General features: G+C 43.2%; 14 protein-coding genes. 4 read left to right on the forward strand and 10 right to left on the reverse strand.

Annotated elements, in window-relative coordinates; all coding sequences use genetic code 11:
• Positions 1-159: 159 nt before the first annotated feature.
• The 6 genes from ACFSKO_RS06600 to ACFSKO_RS06625 all read right to left on the reverse strand — a co-directional run bounded on the left by ACFSKO_RS06600 (position 160) and on the right by ACFSKO_RS06625 (position 6,249).
• Positions 160-960 (reverse strand): SDR family NAD(P)-dependent oxidoreductase, encoded by an 801-nt coding sequence (locus ACFSKO_RS06600; protein ID WP_380249712.1) that lies wholly within the window; start codon positions 958-960, stop codon positions 160-162.
• Positions 961-971: 11 nt separating this feature from the next.
• Positions 972-1,853, reverse strand: a complete 882-nt coding sequence (locus tag ACFSKO_RS06605; protein ID WP_380249714.1) for an SMP-30/gluconolactonase/LRE family protein — start codon at positions 1,851-1,853, stop codon at positions 972-974.
• Positions 1,854-1,860: 7 nt separating this feature from the next.
• Complete coding sequence (locus tag ACFSKO_RS06610) at positions 1,861-2,985, reverse strand: ABC transporter ATP-binding protein (RefSeq protein ID WP_380249716.1); 1,125 nt, start codon at positions 2,983-2,985, stop codon at positions 1,861-1,863.
• Positions 2,986-2,999: 14 nt separating this feature from the next.
• A complete protein-coding gene (locus ACFSKO_RS06615) occupies positions 3,000-3,887 on the reverse strand; it encodes a carbohydrate ABC transporter permease (RefSeq protein ID WP_380249718.1) in 888 nt (295 codons plus the stop codon).
• Positions 3,880-4,788 (reverse strand): carbohydrate ABC transporter permease, encoded by a 909-nt coding sequence (locus ACFSKO_RS06620; protein WP_380249720.1) that lies wholly within the window; start codon positions 4,786-4,788, stop codon positions 3,880-3,882. The genes ACFSKO_RS06615 and ACFSKO_RS06620 overlap by 8 nt, the downstream gene beginning before the upstream one ends.
• 198 nt (positions 4,789-4,986) lie before the next feature.
• Positions 4,987-6,249 carry an ABC transporter substrate-binding protein gene (locus ACFSKO_RS06625; RefSeq protein ID WP_380249722.1) on the reverse strand — a complete coding sequence of 421 codons (1,263 nt, stop codon included), beginning with the start codon at positions 6,247-6,249 and terminating at the stop codon, positions 4,987-4,989.
• Between the two features lie 244 nt (positions 6,250-6,493).
• Here ACFSKO_RS06625 and ACFSKO_RS06630 point away from each other — a divergent pair, with 244 nt between their 5' ends.
• Both ACFSKO_RS06630 and ACFSKO_RS06635 read left to right on the forward strand, forming a co-directional pair.
• Entirely contained in the window at positions 6,494-7,243 is a 750-nt protein-coding gene (locus ACFSKO_RS06630; RefSeq protein ID WP_380249723.1) for a response regulator, read from the forward strand.
• A complete protein-coding gene (locus tag ACFSKO_RS06635; RefSeq protein ID WP_380249724.1) occupies positions 7,244-8,728 on the forward strand; it encodes a sensor histidine kinase in 1,485 nt (494 codons plus the stop codon).
• Between the two features lie 100 nt (positions 8,729-8,828).
• On the opposite strand, the gene mdoH is transcribed toward ACFSKO_RS06635, so the two are convergent.
• Both mdoH and ACFSKO_RS06645 read right to left on the reverse strand, forming a co-directional pair.
• Positions 8,829-10,673, reverse strand: coding sequence for a glucans biosynthesis glucosyltransferase MdoH (mdoH, locus tag ACFSKO_RS06640; protein WP_380249726.1), 1,845 nt, complete (start codon positions 10,671-10,673; stop codon positions 8,829-8,831).
• 14 nt (positions 10,674-10,687) lie between these two features.
• Positions 10,688-12,262, reverse strand: a complete 1,575-nt coding sequence (locus ACFSKO_RS06645; protein WP_380249728.1) for an OpgD/OpgG family glucan biosynthesis protein — start codon at positions 12,260-12,262, stop codon at positions 10,688-10,690.
• A 295-nt stretch (positions 12,263-12,557) separates the two neighbouring features.
• Here ACFSKO_RS06645 and ACFSKO_RS06650 point away from each other — a divergent pair, with 295 nt between their 5' ends.
• Together ACFSKO_RS06650 and ACFSKO_RS06655 are read left to right on the forward strand one after the other, a co-directional pair.
• Positions 12,558-13,784, forward strand: coding sequence for an OpgC family protein (locus ACFSKO_RS06650; protein ID WP_380249730.1), 1,227 nt, complete (start codon positions 12,558-12,560; stop codon positions 13,782-13,784).
• A 41-nt stretch (positions 13,785-13,825) separates the two neighbouring features.
• A complete protein-coding gene (locus tag ACFSKO_RS06655; RefSeq protein WP_380249732.1) occupies positions 13,826-14,779 on the forward strand; it encodes an alpha/beta hydrolase in 954 nt (317 codons plus the stop codon).
• A gap of 101 nt (positions 14,780-14,880) precedes the next feature.
• Here the strand turns inward: ACFSKO_RS06655 and ACFSKO_RS06660 are convergent, their stop codons facing one another.
• Entirely contained in the window at positions 14,881-15,297 is a 417-nt protein-coding gene (locus ACFSKO_RS06660; protein ID WP_380249734.1) for a DUF2798 domain-containing protein, read from the reverse strand.
• Positions 15,298-15,551: 254 nt separating this feature from the next.
• Complete coding sequence (locus tag ACFSKO_RS06665) at positions 15,552-16,916, reverse strand: tetratricopeptide repeat protein (protein ID WP_380249736.1); 1,365 nt, start codon at positions 16,914-16,916, stop codon at positions 15,552-15,554.
• Positions 16,917-16,970: the final 54 nt, after the last annotated feature.

A 16,970-nucleotide genomic window follows, 5' to 3' on the forward strand; every position in this document is an offset into this window, starting at 1 on the left:
ACAAAGTAAGGATTAAAATTTAGAGAAACCTGGTCGATTAACAGTGTACGACACCTTCTATGAGCTAATGAATGCTAGACACTCTGGGGCACCGTTGCGCATATTTTTACAATCTAGCGTACTCTGGTTAATTTACTGATGGTAGGTTTTGGGGAGAGGTTAATTGTTTTGTCCTCCTGTTACACGGTTACGACCGATAAGGGGGTATTGCTCGACTTCAAAAACGGTTCCACTTACGGGCGCAGATTTATCCGATACCCAGAAGATAACGTGGCTTGCCACCTGTTTGGGCTTTAATATTGTTCCTGATGGTGCTGAGAGAGGGGAGACTTTTTGTAACCAGTTTTCAGCGTTGCCCTCTGCGAGTTGCAGTTTGTGCTCATTCTCTGTGAGGGTCCAGCCAACATTGATTTGGTTTACACGTATTTTTTCAGGGCCAAGCGCATCGCCCAAATTACGGGTAAGAGTTTGCAAGCCCCCTTTGGTCGTGGAATAGATCAACAAGTCTGGCTGACCACAATGGGCATTGATAGAGCCGATGTTGACGACGCTCCCATAGCCTTGATTTCGAAAGCTGTTCATTGCCGCTTGGATCATCAACATGGGAGCACGTAAATTGATGGCCATAACATGATCAAAGTCTTGGGCAGACGTACTATCTATACTATGCCGGGGTGAAATGCCCGCATTGTTAACCAGTCCGTGCAAAGAGCCAAAATGATCGACACATTTTCCGACAAGTTGTTGGGGGAAATCGGGGGCGGCAATATTGCCAGCCAAACCGCTTACCCGCTCTTGGCCAAACTCTGTACTCAATTCCTCGATAGCGTTGGCGACAAGTTGTGCGCGCAAGCCATGAAGGAAAACGTTGGCACCTTCGATCAGAGCTTCATGGGCAATGGCGCGGCCAATCCCACTACTTGATCCTGTTATTAAAACAACTTTATTTTTCAAAAGCATAATTATGATCTTTAATTTATTGAGTTAATAATATTTTCTGCGATGCCAGCGATATCGAGGTCAATTTTGAACAAGGCACCTGCATCTGGGTTTTGTGCGAGTTCTTCCGGTGTGATTCTCGTCGATGCTGAGGTGATAAAGAGAGTTTTAAAATCGGCGCCACCAAAACATAACGACGTTGGTCGTCTAACGGGCATATCTATTTTCCGCTCTACTGTACCGTCGGGGCGATAGCGGGTAAGGCCCCAACCATCCCATTGTGCATTCCAGAGGCAGCCTTCCTGATCGACTGTCATGCCATCAGGATAACCGTCATCCTCAGATAGTTGGGTAAAGATTTCTGGCCTGCTGGTGATCCCGTCGTCTGGACTATAGGTCGCGGTCATGATCTTTTGAGAGGGCGAGTCCGCAAAATAAATCCGGTCCCCTTTTGGGCTGAAAGCTGGGCCGTTAAAGACCACGAACTTTTGATTTCCCTGAATGATTTCACCGGCTTGATATCGCCACGACCCGGCAATTGCACTGCTTTCCAACAAGTGCTTTGCACCAAATATAAAGTTTCCGGCGCGATCAGCCTTACCGTCATTCATCAGGCATTGATCAATCTCGAGACTGGGCACAAGAGGTGTAACGATCCCGCTTTTTGTATCAATGTGAGAGAGTCCCTGACCGAGAGCTGCGATAAGGCCTCCCTCTTGCCACAGGGCAATTGATCCTGCGGGGGCCGGAAGGGAGATGGCACCTTGATTGCTTCCATCCCCATTTTGCCGATAGAGCAGGGCGTTTTCGATATCTAACCAGTAAAGGCAGTTTTCACGGTGATCCCACAGAGGAGACTCCCCCAATAAAGCGGGACCTATCCAAATTTTCTCGATCTTGTAGCCCTGTTCCATTTGTCACCTATATACGCATTTCTGTTTTGGGGTCGAAGAGACTAGCTTTACCCATATCCACCATAAAGGCCATGGTTTGGCCAGGCTCGGTGGTATTATAAGGGTTCACCCTAGCGATGACTTCCCGCCCGCCAAGCTCTATATAGGTTAGAGTATCGGCCCCTGTAGGTTCCAATACTTCGACCTGACAATCAAAGGCTTGTAATCTAGTGTTGAGAGACATTTCTGCGTCGGAACGGTGGGTTAGTGTTTCAGGACGAATACCCAAGAATACATCTCTTCCTACCCATTCGCTGATGTTTTGACGATCCTCAGGTAGGGGAAGAAAGACGGAACTTCGGCTTCCGTTTGCAGTTCTCTCAATTGAAACACCAATCTTATCATTTTCACTTACCACCGCAGCGGGTACGAAATTCATGGGGGGTGAGCCGACAAATCCTGCGACATACATGTTGGCCGGTCTTTCATAAACCTCTTGTGGGCTTGCGAATTGCTGGACTTCTCCTTCTTTGAGAATAGCAATGCGACTGGCGAGGGTCATGGCTTCGATTTGGTCATGGGTGACATAGACCATCGTGGTGCCAAGGCGTTGATGAAGCTTCTTGATCTCGGTGCGCATTTCAACACGAAGCTTAGCGTCGAGGTTGGAAAGTGGCTCATCAAAGAGGAATATTTCAGGGTCGCGAACCAGAGCACGGCCCATGGCGACACGCTGTCTTTGACCACCTGATAACTGAGCTGGTTTCCTGTCGCTGAGGTGGTCGATCTGAAGCATGCGTGCAGCTTCTTCTACTCGGCGTTCACGCTCTTCCTTGGTCACTTTACGCATCTCAAGACCAAATCCGATATTCCGGGCAACAGACATGTTGGGATAAAGGGCGTAGCTTTGGAAGACCATTGCGATATCGCGGTCTTTAGGATGAACATCGTTAACAACGGTTTTATCGATAAGAATTTCACCGCCCGTAATGGTGTCCAAACCTGCAATCATATTGAGCAAGGTGGACTTACCACAGCCTGATGGGCCGAGAAGAACAAGGAATTCGCCATCTTCAAGGTCGAGGTCGATGCCCTTGAGGACTTCTACTGAACCGTATGATTTTTTGACGTTTTGAATGGATAGGGATGCCATGAGGATATTTCTCCTTACCCTTTAACTGAGCCAGCGGTTAAACCGCGTACGAAGTAACGACCAGCCAGCACATATACTGCCAGTGTTGGCGCCGCGGTAATCAGAGCCGCGGCCATATCAACGTTGTATCGTTTGACGCCAGTCGTCGTATTTACAAGATTGTTCAAAGCAACAGTGACAGGCTGTCCGCCACCTGTTGTAAAGGATGCGCCAAATAGAAAGTCATTCCAGATCTGGGTGAACTGCCAAATGACTGTCACCACAATGATAGGGGGGGAAAGTGGCAACATGATCCGCCAAAAAATCATGAAAAAGCCTGCGCCATCAATTGTGGCTGCTTTTATAAGATCGTCTGGAATATTGACGTAGTAGTTTCTAAAAAACAGAACCGTGAACGGAAGCCCGTAAACAATATGAACCAGTACCAATCCTGGTACTGTATTCGCTATTCCAAGAAAACCTAAGGATTGTGCCATAGGCAAGAGAACAACCTGGAAAGGGATAAAACAGCCAAAGAGGATCAGCGCAAAAATTAAATTGGCACCTCTGAATCTGAATTTTGTCAGAGAATAACCCGTTAGAGCACCAAGTAAGGTCGAAATTGTTACCGCAGGAATAGTCATTGCTACGGAATTCCAGAAATAGGGCTTTAATCCGGTGCAACTGACTCCGATACAAGCTTCATTCCAAGCATAGCCCCATGCTTCAAAATTAATTTCAGCAGGAAGGGATAGAAGAGTTCCATTTCTGATTTCGTCGAGATCTTTCATAGACGTGGAAAGAACAACAATCAGGGGCAGTATGTAATAAGCAGCAAAGAGCAAAAGAAGTGTATAGAGACCAAAGCGTGCAGCCGACTGCCAAGGGCTCTTGCCGCCGGGCAGAGCAGTAATATCAGTCATGTTTTCTCTCCCTTAATTCGGAATAGAGATAAGGGATGACGATTGCCATAACGGTTGCGAGCATCATGATGGCTGAAGCACCACCAAGGCCAATTTGGTTACGTCTAAAGGTCATTTCGTACATGAAATTTGCAGGTAATATTGTACTATATCCCGGTCCGCCACCGGTTAGGGCCACGACAAGATCAAAGCTTTTTACTGCCAAGTGAGTGAGGATAAAGAAACAGCTCAAAAACACAGGGCGTAAGGTGGGGAGAATGATGACGAGATAAATGCGTGATAGAGAAGCGCCATCTAAATAAGCTGCTTTTATTATTTCACTATCTACGCCTCGTAAGGCTGCCAAGAATAAGGCCATGACAAAACCGGAAGATTGCCATACCGCTGCGATGACGAGTGTATAGATAGCCATTTCACTGTTGATAAGCCAATCAAATGAAAAGCTTTCCCAACCCCATGACCGCACAGTGTTTTGAATGCCGAGGCCGGGGTTTAGTATCCATTTCCAAGCTGTACCTGTGATGATGAAGGAGATGGCCATTGGATAAAGGTAGATTGTACGCAAAAAACCTTCTGCACGTACGCGTTGGTCGAGAGCAATTGCAAGGAGACACCCTAAGACGATAGAGATGAGAATGAAAAGACTGCCAAATATGAGCAGGTTTTCCATGGCAACGTTCCAAGGGGTCATTTTCCATAGACGGATATACTGGTAAAACCCCTCAAAAGAATAGGTTGGTAACATCTTTGACTTAGTAAGAGAGATGTAGCCTGTCCAAGCGATAAAGCCGTAAACAAAAAATATCATCAATGCAAAGGTTGGTGCCACCACCAGTTTTGCCACGTTCCGGCGCAACCAATCTAGAAGTGGTTGTTTAACGGGTATGGATTTCTGAGTCATGAGGCTCGTCATCTATTATAGAGCATTTAAACCGAAACATCTTCAAAGATATTTGGTGCCCTAGGTAAAAAAAATAAAGCTTAACAAGAACTGTGTTTCTTTGAATTAAGCCTTAAATTGCGAGCAATATTTATTAAGTGCCCGTCCTTGAAAAAGTGGCGGTGCTCCTTGGGAGACGCACCGCCATCGCCGGAAGGATTATTCGGCGAGTTCTATAGATTCTGCCAGGCGCGCAACAGCGGCTTCAGAAGTCATGTCAGAGTTGAAATGTTCGGTTACCACGTCAAGTACGGCGCCACGCACAGCACCAGAAGCCGCGATTTCGTGGGCGACAGAGCCAACAAGAGATCCAGCTTTTGAAGAAACTTGAAGATCAACCATGGACTTGACGGCACATTCGTCAAATTTGTCAGGAGAAACCCCCATGCGAGCAGGAATTGATCCTTTGAAGAGGTTAAAAGTTTCTTGGAATTTTTCGCCAAGGATAAGACTTGCAAGAAGAGTTTGCCCGGCTTTGTCATCTTCGTTTGTAACATTGAACATGGCAAAACTGTCTGAGTTTAATATATAACCGCCATTGGATGGTGTTGGGATGCAAAGAAAGTCTTTTCCTGGTTTTTTACCAGCTGCTATGAATTCGCCTTTTGCCCAATCACCCATAATCTGCATCCCGGCTTCACCACGCATAACCATACTTGTTGCCAAATTCCAGTCACGTCCAGGGAAGTCGGCATCGACATAACCGCGCATTTTGCGCATCTGGTCAAACACTTTGACCATAGTGTCGGATTTCAGTGTATCAGCATCTAGTTCAACAAAGGCTTTGTTGAAAAATTCTGCACCACCGATGCCGAGCGCAACGGTTTCAAATACGGTTGCATCCTGCCAAGGTTGCCCGCCATGTGCGAGTGGAATGATTCCTGCTGCTTGGAGTTTATCAGCTAGGGTATTGAATTCATCCCAAGTACGAGGAGGCTTGCCTCCAACTTTCTCAAGTGCTTCGGGATTGATCCAAATCCAGTCTACACGGTGTATATTTACAGGAACTGCAACGTATTTTCCGTCATGTTTTACAATATCCTGAAGTAAAGGTGGAAGGACATTATCCCACCCTTCTTGTTTACCAAGTTGGGTTAAATCACCTAATGCGCCTGCTTCGGCCCACTCTTGAATGTTTGGACCTTTGATTTGAACTGCTGCAGGTGGATTACCAGAGAGTACACGCGAACGTAAGACGGCAGCTTGTGCATCTCCACCTCCGCCAGCAACAGGAGCATCAACCCATTTGCCACCGTTGGCTTCAAAATCTTCTTTTAGGGCTTTAACAGCTTTAGCCTCGCCACCGGATGTCCAGTAGTGAAGCACTTCTGCTGTTGGTTGTGCTTGAACGTTGGCCGCGCCAAGAATAAGTGTACTGACAAGAGCGGTCGTTACCGCAAGTTTATGAGTTAGTTTCTTCATTCCCGATTTCCTCCCCGTGTGTTGTTGACAAAGAACCAGGCAGCACCCCATAAATTATTGTTAGCTGTTCAGGGTACTTTGGTTTCGATAGGTTTAGTTAAACTCCTACGGGCAAGATATGCGATCTTTTTAGGGTAACAGAAGATTGCAAAGTTGGTCTGTTGTTACAAACGGATACAATAAGAATAATAAATATATATTTTTCAGTGAGTTGCCGCACGCGCGAAATGTTACAGGGATAACTATGGAAAAGGCGAAACATCTCCTGATTGTGGATGACGATGGAGAGATCAGAGAGCTTCTCACAATTTTTCTAACCCAGCGAGGATTTAGAGTCTCTGTTGCTGGTGGTGGTGAAGAAATGCGTCGCGAACTCGCACGTTGGTCTATCGATTTAATTATCCTGGATATTATGCTACCCGGCGAAGATGGCTTAAGTCTGTGTAAATCTGTAAGAGAAAAATCAGATGTCCCAATAATAATGCTCACAGCGGTTACGGGTGATTCTGATCGTATTGTAGGGCTTGAAGTTGGAGCGGACGATTATCTCGAAAAACCGTTTAATCCAAGAGAGTTACTTGCACGTATGAAGGCTATTTTTCGCCGTGTATCTGGAAATACGCCCGATGATGAGGATGACGGAATAAAAATTTCGAACAGGACTTTTAAGTTTTGTGGTTGGATTTTAAGCGAAGGTAAAAGAGAACTGCGGTCACCAGATAAATTTGTGGTACATCTTTCATCAGGTGAATTTGCATTGATTGTGGCTTTTCTTGAACATCCCCAAAAAGTCATGACCCGAGATGATTTGATTAATGCAACGAGGGGTGTTGAAGCCATTGCCTTTGATCGTAGTATTGATATTCAGGTTAGTAGATTACGCAAAAAACTTGAAGGTGATTATGATAAACCCAAACTGATCAAAACAGTAAGAGGCCAAGGATATATTTTTGCGGAGAAGGTGGATATAAGCACTGTAAAAGGTCGGACTTAAGTGAAATATTTAAATCTGCTTTTCAATAACTATTTTCCTGAAAAAGTACGCTTACGTATTCTTGTCTTTGGATTTTGCTGTGGATTGTTGGCGACATCATTTGCCGCGATTGGCGTTGGAGCAATTATCAATCGTCGTGCTGAAATTGCCGAGGCAACTTGGATTGGACCGGTCATTGCGCGGGTATATGAAGAACTCTCTCACGTACCTGAAGAGAGACGAATTTTTGCGACAGAGAATTTTAATCGTGCAGATGCGGTCCAATTCAAGCTCGTAAATAAAGTGAATCCTGCAGATACAAGTTTGATCGGATCTTTGGGAAGTTCCAAGGTCGTGACAAATGCTTCGATTTTATGGCGAACACCAAAAATTATACTTACTGTTTATGGGGGCAAACCCAGGTCGAGGTTATTAAAAACAAATCATCCTCCTGAAGATCTAACCGCACGATTAACGTTTCTGGTTTCAGCGGTAGCCCGACATGATAAATCCTCCAAACTATTTCTAACGATGCCAAATGGAGATGAACTGATCGTATCCAGCCCTAAGTATTGGCGAGATCGGTACACGGAAGTTCAATGGTTATTAATTTTGATATCGGGCATGATTTTCTCAGCATTTCTATATGTTTTAGGAACCCGAAAAATCTTACGCCCTTTTCGGTTTCTTGCTGAAGGCGCCGTAATAGGAGAAGAGGCTTTCACTCAAAGCTCTTGGCCAAAAGAAGCACGCGAAATTGCAAAGCGGCTTAATCTTGAACAAGAAGAGAAAGTAGAAGTGATTGAAGAAAGAACGCGGATGTTAACTGCGATTTCTCACGATCTACGAACTCCGGCAACAAGGTTGAGGTTACGGGCTGAATTTGTTGAGGATGAAGAACTTAAAAATAAGATCCTGGCTGACCTTGATTTGATGTTGGCAATGACACGAGATGCGATTGACTTTCTCAAGGGTGGTCTTGAAGCTGAAGAAGAAGAGTATTTTGAGATTGTTTCCTTGGTACAATCTATTTGTGACGATTTCTCTGATGTTGGTATGCCGGTGACCTTTATGCCAATTCAGTATCCAACGTTACGAACAACGGGCACTGTTTTTAGCACTCAGGAGAAATCTGTGCCTTTGGATAGTTTGACAAAGGGAGTTATGAAAGGACGTCCAAGGGCTTTGAAGCGAGCGATCACAAACCTAGTTGCTAATGCAATCAAGTATGGCTTTCAAGCCAAAGTATGTTTGACGATAGAGCCAGCGCGGGCGTTGATTGAAGTGATCGATAGGGGGCCTGGGATTCCTGATGACGAGATGGGGAATGTCTTGAAGCCCTTTTACCGTCTTGAGAAATCCCGAAATAGAGAAACCGGAGGTAGTGGCCTTGGTCTCTCTATTGTAAGCAGCGTTATTGAATCGCATCAAGGAACTTTTGAGTTAATCAATCAGCCTGTGCAGGGACTTAATGCAACGATTTATTTACCAAGATCTATTGATTAAAACAGAATGAGCCATCGGGAGTTAAGGCCTGATAATTTATTAACAAAATTCTAACCTACCAATACACTGGTGAGCATATGTTTTTTACTCATGTTCGTAGTTATTCCGCAGCTTTCTGAGTTAGGTTGGTATCATCAAAGCCGGTGGACTGTTGTATGAATTTGGTAAATATCAATGGTAACTCTTCTGGCGGTCTCGTTTCTTCAGGAATGAGTAACAAACCATGGCGTTGAAGAAAGAGGCCAATATTTTCCTGTCCAAAAGCGATCGCCAAAGGTGCCCCCAATATTAACCCAGTAAGGATTGGGGCTAGCCAAAGTAGTAGCTCAGGTGCTTGGTTAAAATATACGACGCCTAAAACCAAAGCTGCGATTAAGTGGGCTTGGTGTTGTCTAAAGGCTTCTCCCCAAGGAATCGCGCGGCCATTCCGGATTTGAGTATCCCACTTTACAGTTTTTCCAAGCAATAGTGCTGAGATTATCTTTACATGGAATATCATTAAAACGGGGGCTGTAATCGCGGAGAATATGATCTCTATCAAACAGCTTATGGTCAGTTTGACTGAGCCACCGTAAGAGCTTGCTTCCCGGTAGGCGAGTAATAATGCAAAAATTTTGGGGGCAAACAACATGCTCATCACAATAATGAACAGACTTAACGGTGATGCTGTATAAGACGTAAATATAGACCAGTCATAAAGTAGTGGAAACACCGGGCTAATTGGCATGGTACGCTCAGTTACAAGAAATGCACTCATGAGCAAGAGCATCATCCAAAGATAGGATGATGCATAACTCATCGCGCCCATTAGCATGTGAATTCGGCTGACAGTTTTTAAGCCTTTTGTACCAAGCAAGCGCATGTGTTGAAAGTTTCCTTGGCACCATCTTTGATCTCTTACAATATGATCGAGAATATTGGTTGGGACTTGCTCATAGCTTCCTTTACCTTCTGGATAGATCCATACATTTAAATCAGCCCGACGCAATAAGGCTGCTTCGACAAAGTCATGGCTGAGGATTTCTCCTGCCAACGGCCCTTTTCCTGACAGGGTAGGAAGATCACAGTGTTCAATAAAAGAGGCCAATCGGAGGATTGCATTGTGCCCCCAATAATTGCCGTCATTCATCGTCCAATAACTTAGGCCTGTTGCGAACAACTCACCTGTCAACCTAATATTGAACTGGGTTAAGCGACCAAAAAGAGTTTTTTGCCCCATTGCTCGAGGAAGAACTTGAATAAGGCCTGTTCCAGTATTGTTATCCATCATGCGGGTCATGTTGAGAATGGTTGTACCAGACATGATGCTATCAGCATCCAGAACGACCATATAGTCATAATCCGAACCCCAGCGGTTACAAAAATCTTTTATGTTACCTACTTTTCGTCCTGTATTAATTTCTCTGCGGCGATAGTGGAATTTTCCATGTAGGCCATAACGGTGATTGAGTTCTTGGGCGAGAGTTTCTTCTTTTTCTGTAATATTAGTATCTGTTGTGTCACTTAAAATGAAGAAATCAAAAGAAGAACCATGCCCTGTGGCCAGCACAGATCGTAATGTTTGCTCCATTCCCAAGAACACCAACTCTGGATCTTCATTATAAGCGGGCATGACAATTGCCGTTTTACCTTTGGGGGAAGAAGTCGGATCTAGATCTTGGGTAAGAGGACTAACAATAGCTGCTGCCTTGTTGGAATAAAACAGGCGAAAAAGAAAGCCTATAACCGATGTCCAGAAGGATTGACTTATCCAAAGAAAAGCTATCGTCGATAAAAATATATAAATGGCTTCGAGAAGGCTCAGGCCGTTTTCAAATAAATTATGAGTAAGGTTAGTTGTGAGGGCGCTTACGGTTAATGTGAGTAATAAAACAAAGAGCAACCTTCTTCGAAACCGAAGAGTTGAAAAATTATTTTTGTTCAATTTGCTCGTGATTTTATTCATTAATGTGTCCTGCATCAGGCAAATTTCGCTGTATAAAGATAAGTCCAAGTCTCTGTCAGAGTGTCATCATCCAGCTTTAAAAATCCTCGTAAATCACAAGGTTGATCGTTGGTTGGCTTCATGTTGAATTCTACACGCCAAAGGCCGTTTTCAGGATTTTTTAAAGTTTTAACATCATAGATTTCACCATTCTCGCATGTGAATATGGCTTCTATAGGGCTGTTATCTGGGATTGATTTAAGTTGAGTGCTTTCGAACTCTACGACAAAAAAACGGGCATCAGAAGAATGGCCATAGGAGAAACCAACCCTGTTTGCTGGCCCAACTCTGGTACTCATGGTTTTTCCGGTCGGGGGCCATTGTTCAGATTTAAGGTAACTGGTTAGGCGGTAACTGTAGTGATGGGATGATCCTGCTTTTAGAGGTGTTTCTGAGACCCAATAGGAAACAATGTTGTCAGTTTCTTCCAGATCGGAGGGGATCTCTACCAATTCGATATGACCAGGCCCCCAGTTTTCTTTTGGTTCAACCCAAATACTGGGTCTAATCTGATAACGAGACTGGAGGTCTTCGTAGTGGGTAAAACTCCGATCCCTTTGAGATAAACCAAAGCCTTTTGGCCCGATATCATTAAAAGATGAGATAGTGAGGTTCTTACGGCGACTAAGGGGACGCCAAATCCACTCTCCAGCACTGGTTTGAACCATCATGCCATCAGAATCATGTACTTCAGATCTGTAATCATCCAATCCTTTCGTGTTCTCCCCAAACAAAAACATACTTGTGAGTGGAGCCAGTCCAAGTTTGTTGATGTTTTTTCTCGCAAAGAGCGAAACTTCAATATCTATAACAGTATTTTTACCGGGCTGGACAATAAAGCGATACGCTCCAGTAATACTTGGGCTATCTAGGAGAGCCATGATGACAATGGGTGCAACTTTTTCTGCTGAATTGATTTTTAATGAATTAGTGGTGGGTTTTTCTATCCAAAACTCTTTAAATATAGGAAATTCTTCTCCTGTCGGCTCTGCAGTATCAATAGCAAGACCTCTTATAGAAAGACCATATTGTTGGTCCGCACCGAGCACACGAAAGTAATTAGACCCCAGGAACGAAATGAGTTCGTCGTAATATTCACTATTGAGTTGATGATGAACCCTAAATCCTGAGAAATGGAGATTTTCCATATCTTTATCTGTAGGTTGTTCTCCCTCATACCAAAACATTTCTGGTTGGACAGTTTGCGCAGTTTGTTTACCATCGTTTTGTAAATTTATATCAACAGTGTCATGAAAATATGGCCCGCCAGGATGGAAGAACTGAAGCTGATAAGGACCGTCATCCTTCCAAAGAGGTTTTTTAGGGTTGTAATAAATTTTTGAAAACTGTTCTACGGACATATTCTTCCAAAAATCACTGAGTCCATTCTGAGGTTTTGAGTAGGTATTTTGTGCAAGTTTCTCAGCCTTTGAAATGACGTCGTCGTAACTAGCTAAAGCACCGTTAGTCGTTGCTTTAGCTAGTGAGCCAGATATGAGTCCTGCTCCAGTAAATGATATTGTTGTAAGAAGAAAATCTCTACGGTTCATCAGTTCTTGTTCTATGTCAGTTATGTTGCAGAGGAAGTCGCTGAAATGTAATAATTTTTCAAGGGTTATTTCTGTGACATTGCAATTTTTTCATATATTTGTTCCTTGAAATTTCACTCTTCTGTTAATGTTAGATTGGTTTTTTGTAATCTTTCTGCGAGAGGCGGGGTATACAATCCTCATCACAACTTCGCGAACAGGGTTTACTGTAAAGGGCATTGATCCGGTATCATTTAAGAGCTAGAGAAGGCGATAACGATTAAATAACTACGAAAATGAACCGAGTTATGAGTAAATGAAGAAAGATAGAATACTATCTGCCGAGCAAGCTCAGCCTCAGGCGGCCACTGTTATGAAAAAAGAACGTGACCCAAGGTTAGATTTTTTCAGGGGAATGGCGATGTTGATAATCTTTGTCGCACATGTTCCTGGAAATTATTGGGCAAAGTTTATTCCGGCACGATTTGGGCCAAGTGATGCTGCTGAAATGTTTGTTTTTTGTTCTGGTTTTGCAGCTGCTATTGCCTTTGGTGGTACTTTTCGACGTTCTGGCTTTTTTATGGGGACTGCGCGTATTGTCATTCGGTGTGTTCAAATTTACATGGCACACTTAGGATTATTTTTCGTACTGATAACAGTATGTTACGTCGCAACAGATTATTTCGTTGGGTTCGACTATATCGGAAAACTGAATCTTCGATATTTTGATACCAACACAGGCGAGGCCTTAGCCGGTTTATTTACTTTAACCTACGTACCAAACTTCTTTGACATTATGCCAATGTATATTGGCGTTCTTGCTCTTATTCCTCTTGTCATTTTATTGGCAAGAGTAAACCCACTATTGGTGCCTGTTTTCTCAATTGGGCTCTATATTGTGACATGGTACTGGCAGTTGCAGTTTCCAGCGGAACCTTTTTCTGATCGCCCTTGGTTCTTTAACCCTTTGGCCTGGCAATTGTTATTTTTTACCGGTTTTGCGATTTCTTCGGGATGGATAAAACCTCCGACCCCAAATAAATATCTTCTTATCGCCTGTGTTATTTTTGTGCTTGCCCTTGTCCCTATCAGTAACTGGCCCCTCATGCGTGAGTTTCCGGTACTAAAAGAAATTCGAACGGAACTGGTGTATGGATTTAAAAAAACTAATTTTGGTCTTCTGCGTTGGCTTCATTTCCTTGCTTTAGCTTATATCTGTGTCTCCTTACTTAAAGGGCATGAATATAAACTTAAAAGCCGCTACTTTGATCCGATCATTAAATGCGGACAGCAGGCATTGCCTGTCTTCCTTTTGAGCATGACGCTTTCATGGATTGGGGGAATTATTCTCGATCAAATTGGGCGAGATGCTTTCGGTCTCACACTGGTTAACGTAAGTGGGGTCGCCATATTAATTGGGTTTGCCTATGTCATGGCATGGACAAAGTCTTCTCCATGGAGAGCGAAATCCGTGAATACGGTCTTTCCAAAGCAAGAGGAAGAAACAACTGTTCGAGATAGAGCAGTTCAGCCTGCTGGGTGATTTTGTAAAGGGGAGGAGCCTGATGAGGCTCGTTTGAGGAAATGATAAAAATTGGCACCCTGATATCCGTAATTTTTGTTTGTTGGAGTGTCTTTTTTAGTGCTCTTGCCGGAGGTTTAGTTGTTAAAGATCAATCAATTGATCTACCTTCGTTGAAAAATCCAATGCAGTATTCTCTGTACCTTCCAGACGGGTATTGCGAGGAAAACTTGTCTTATCCAATTCTGTATCTTTTACATGGATACGGAGGAAGTCATCGTGATTGGTTAAATGGTGGCAGTGTTGTCAAAACGCTTGATAGGCTGATTGCCAATGGACTAATTTCGCCATTGATAGTTGTGATGCCATCCGCTTCGAAGTCCTGGTATGTAAATTCATCAAAGCACGGGCAATTTGAAACGGCACTTTTACTGGAATTCCCCAAGTTATTAGAGGCCAACCTTCATAGTTTGAAAGTGCGAGAAGGTAGGGCCATTGCAGGACTCTCAATGGGAGGGTATGGAGCTTTGCGGTTTGCTTTCCGATCGCCTGAAAAATTTGGTTCTGTTGCAGCTTTGAGCCCGGCAATATTCCCTAATGTAGTTGGCAAAGATGCGTTTAAACCTGTTCAACTTAAGCTCTTTGCGGGGGCGTTTGACGAACCTTTCTCAAGTGATAAATATAATGAAAGAAACGTATTTACCCTCGCAAAAACAATTTCCAATCCTCCTGCAATTTATTTAACTGTCGGGGATGACGATTGGTTTGGTTTATACGCAGGTACATTTTCTTTTTATCAACATCTAAAAAGTCAAAAAATACCCGTGGAGCTGAGAGTTACAGATGGGAATCATAATTGGAAACTCTGGTCCAGAGAAATTGAGCGAGTTTTAATTTTCCTCAATGAACAACTGTCACCTGCAATACAAAGATCATTGGTGTTCAAAGATATGGACCAAGACGTGGCTGTTGAAACGATCATTAATAATAACAAATCGACTTTATGTTTCCGGTAAAATGCTTCTCGTAAAATATCCTTAATAAGAACAGTTTTAAGTGCAAATTGTTACCCTACATGTTTTATCTGAGAGTTTGTTCTTATGCTTGTAAGTGGGTATTAATTCGTTGAAACAACGAGTTTATGTATGGTTTTTCGAACCAGAGGGGCAACCACCAATACGACAGGAAATGCGACAACCCATGAAGATAACCAAGTTTCTAACCATGTAATGAAAAGTCCATGAGTGAATCCGATAGTTTGTACTATTGCAATAAAGGTCACGATACTTGACATCATTCCGGATAGAAGAAATCCAAAGAAAATGAACTCAAGTTTAGCTGGTATAAAAGGTTTCATCTGTTGTGCTTTTAAGAGTATGCGGAAAACTATAATTATTTCAGATGCTAAAATAATGCTGTAAATGAATAATGCAAGTTTTGTTGGCGTAAACATAGGATGAATAAAAATAGAAATAACCAAGAGTTTTAAGTTAACAAGCCTAAAGGGTGATAAGAATAACGTACCCTTGCTCATTCGAGTTTGTAACCTTTTAACCGATCATCGACTGTTTGTTCAGATATTAAAATACATACAAGAATATATTTCAAAGTTGGTAAGTCTTCCTTTTAAAGAAAATCCGAATAGGGACGGCTTGAAAAGCTTTTTGCTAAGTCGGTTCCGTAATGGGACATCAATTGACGTTTTAACCGCGGCGTTCGTACTAAATTTAACTGCCGCGTTTTCTCTTTATACAGTCCTTATAAATTTAGAGCGTTATAAGATTGTTCTTATGCCGAGATTTCCGTTTGTTCATCTGAAGTTATATTTTCGGAAGTAGATATTTTTTTCATTCGGTTTAAAGCCCATACGTTCTCTGGGCGTGCTTGAAGTCTACTGTTTAGTAGTTTTTTTGCTGTTGAATTCCGGCCAGAGCGAATGGCTGCATCAATCAATAATCTGTGGAATACGTCACGTTGAGCATGACTGCCTCCGATTTGTTGCAGGTCATCAAAAAACGGTAACATAAGATCAACGCAAGTATTATCATCGCCTACTTTACACGCACGAATTGCTTGGGCAAGCGGCATCCCAAAGTCACGGAATATCTGTTGTGACGTTCCTTCACCCAAGCTTTTTTGTTGCATGGTTTCTATAAAGGCATCGGCGGCATTATGGTTTCCACTACTTAAAATCGCCAAGAGATAGTGGGCATCTGCGAATGCAAGGCTGTGATCGTTCACATGATTGGCAGATAAAACTGCCATCTCTTCCCAACGATTACCAACGTCCACACCTTCAAGTTCCAATCGATAGAGCAGCGAAACACCGTTGCTAATATCGCGGAAATCGTCGGTATGATCCTTACGAATAAATTGATCATAAAGATTGAGCACTTCATCTTTTTGACCGAGTTCCAAATGGAATAAGGCTTTATGCCAATGCATATGATAGGAGAAGTTATTACACTGTTCCCACTCGTTTTGGTATTGGGAAAGCCACTTTAACCCTTCGGAAGGGCGATTTGACATTTCTAGGACGTGCCCGACGGCATGGGTTCCCCAGGCATCATTTGGAGCAAGTTCAACGCCGTATTTACCCGTTTTTTCTGATTCGGAGTAAGAGCCCGTTTCTTCAAGTCCGAAGCTATGACAGCCAAGAATAAAGCCATAATCTCGTATACTTTCGTTCCAAGCGGGTAAAATTTTAGTTGTAGAGGCTCGCATGGAATGATTTTGGCCACGAAGAAATTGACAGGCATGATTTAACTTTACCGTTAAAGCATCTAATGGATAGACATCAAGAAGACTATCAAGGCGTGAGATGGCTTTGTCTAAGTCTCCGTAACACCAATCGTCAAGTGCCTGAAGGAGTTCACGCTCTCTATGGTTGGCCCCGCGCTCTCTGATACTTAACTTCGCTTTAAAGAGGGCCTCAAGAGCAATTGGGTCCATGGTCACCTTAGCAAGCATCTTGTAGAAGAAACCCTTTGTGACAAGCGCAATGATCATCTGTGGATCGGTATCAAGTGATCGTACTAAGGCTTCGGGCGTTTTTTTTGAATGCGCCAAAAAGAGAGAGACTGTGTTGTCGAAATGATCAACGGCGTTTTGATTTAATGCTGTTACTTCGTGTCCACGGCAATCAAACAACACTGTATGCCTCCCTCGCAGTTATTACATGAAATGATAATTATTAAATTTCATATG

Origin of the sequence: Kiloniella antarctica (assembly GCF_042682825.1) — a bacterium.
In the GTDB taxonomy this organism is placed as follows: Bacteria; Pseudomonadota; Alphaproteobacteria; order Kiloniellales; family Kiloniellaceae; genus Kiloniella; species Kiloniella antarctica.

Coding starts and splice junctions, on each gene's coding strand:
- ACFSKO_RS06600 (WP_380249712.1), bottom strand. CDS start 960: ATGCTTTTGAAAAATAAAGTTGTTTTAATAACAGGATCAAGTAGTGGG.
- ACFSKO_RS06605 (WP_380249714.1), bottom strand. CDS start 1,853: ATGGAACAGGGCTACAAGATCGAGAAAATTTGGATAGGTCCCGCTTTA.
- ACFSKO_RS06610 (WP_380249716.1), bottom strand. CDS start 2,985: ATGGCATCCCTATCCATTCAAAACGTCAAAAAATCATACGGTTCAGTA.
- ACFSKO_RS06615 (WP_380249718.1), bottom strand. CDS start 3,887: ATGACTGATATTACTGCTCTGCCCGGCGGCAAGAGCCCTTGGCAGTCG.
- ACFSKO_RS06620 (WP_380249720.1), bottom strand. CDS start 4,788: ATGACTCAGAAATCCATACCCGTTAAACAACCACTTCTAGATTGGTTG.
- ACFSKO_RS06625 (WP_380249722.1), bottom strand. CDS start 6,249: ATGAAGAAACTAACTCATAAACTTGCGGTAACGACCGCTCTTGTCAGT.
- ACFSKO_RS06630 (WP_380249723.1), top strand. CDS start 6,494: ATGGAAAAGGCGAAACATCTCCTGATTGTGGATGACGATGGAGAGATC.
- mdoH (WP_380249726.1), bottom strand. CDS start 10,673: ATGAATAAAATCACGAGCAAATTGAACAAAAATAATTTTTCAACTCTT.
- ACFSKO_RS06645 (WP_380249728.1), bottom strand. CDS start 12,262: ATGAACCGTAGAGATTTTCTTCTTACAACAATATCATTTACTGGAGCA.
- ACFSKO_RS06650 (WP_380249730.1), top strand. CDS start 12,558: ATGAAGAAAGATAGAATACTATCTGCCGAGCAAGCTCAGCCTCAGGCG.
- ACFSKO_RS06655 (WP_380249732.1), top strand. CDS start 13,826: ATGATAAAAATTGGCACCCTGATATCCGTAATTTTTGTTTGTTGGAGT.
- ACFSKO_RS06660 (WP_380249734.1), bottom strand. CDS start 15,297: ATGAGCAAGGGTACGTTATTCTTATCACCCTTTAGGCTTGTTAACTTA.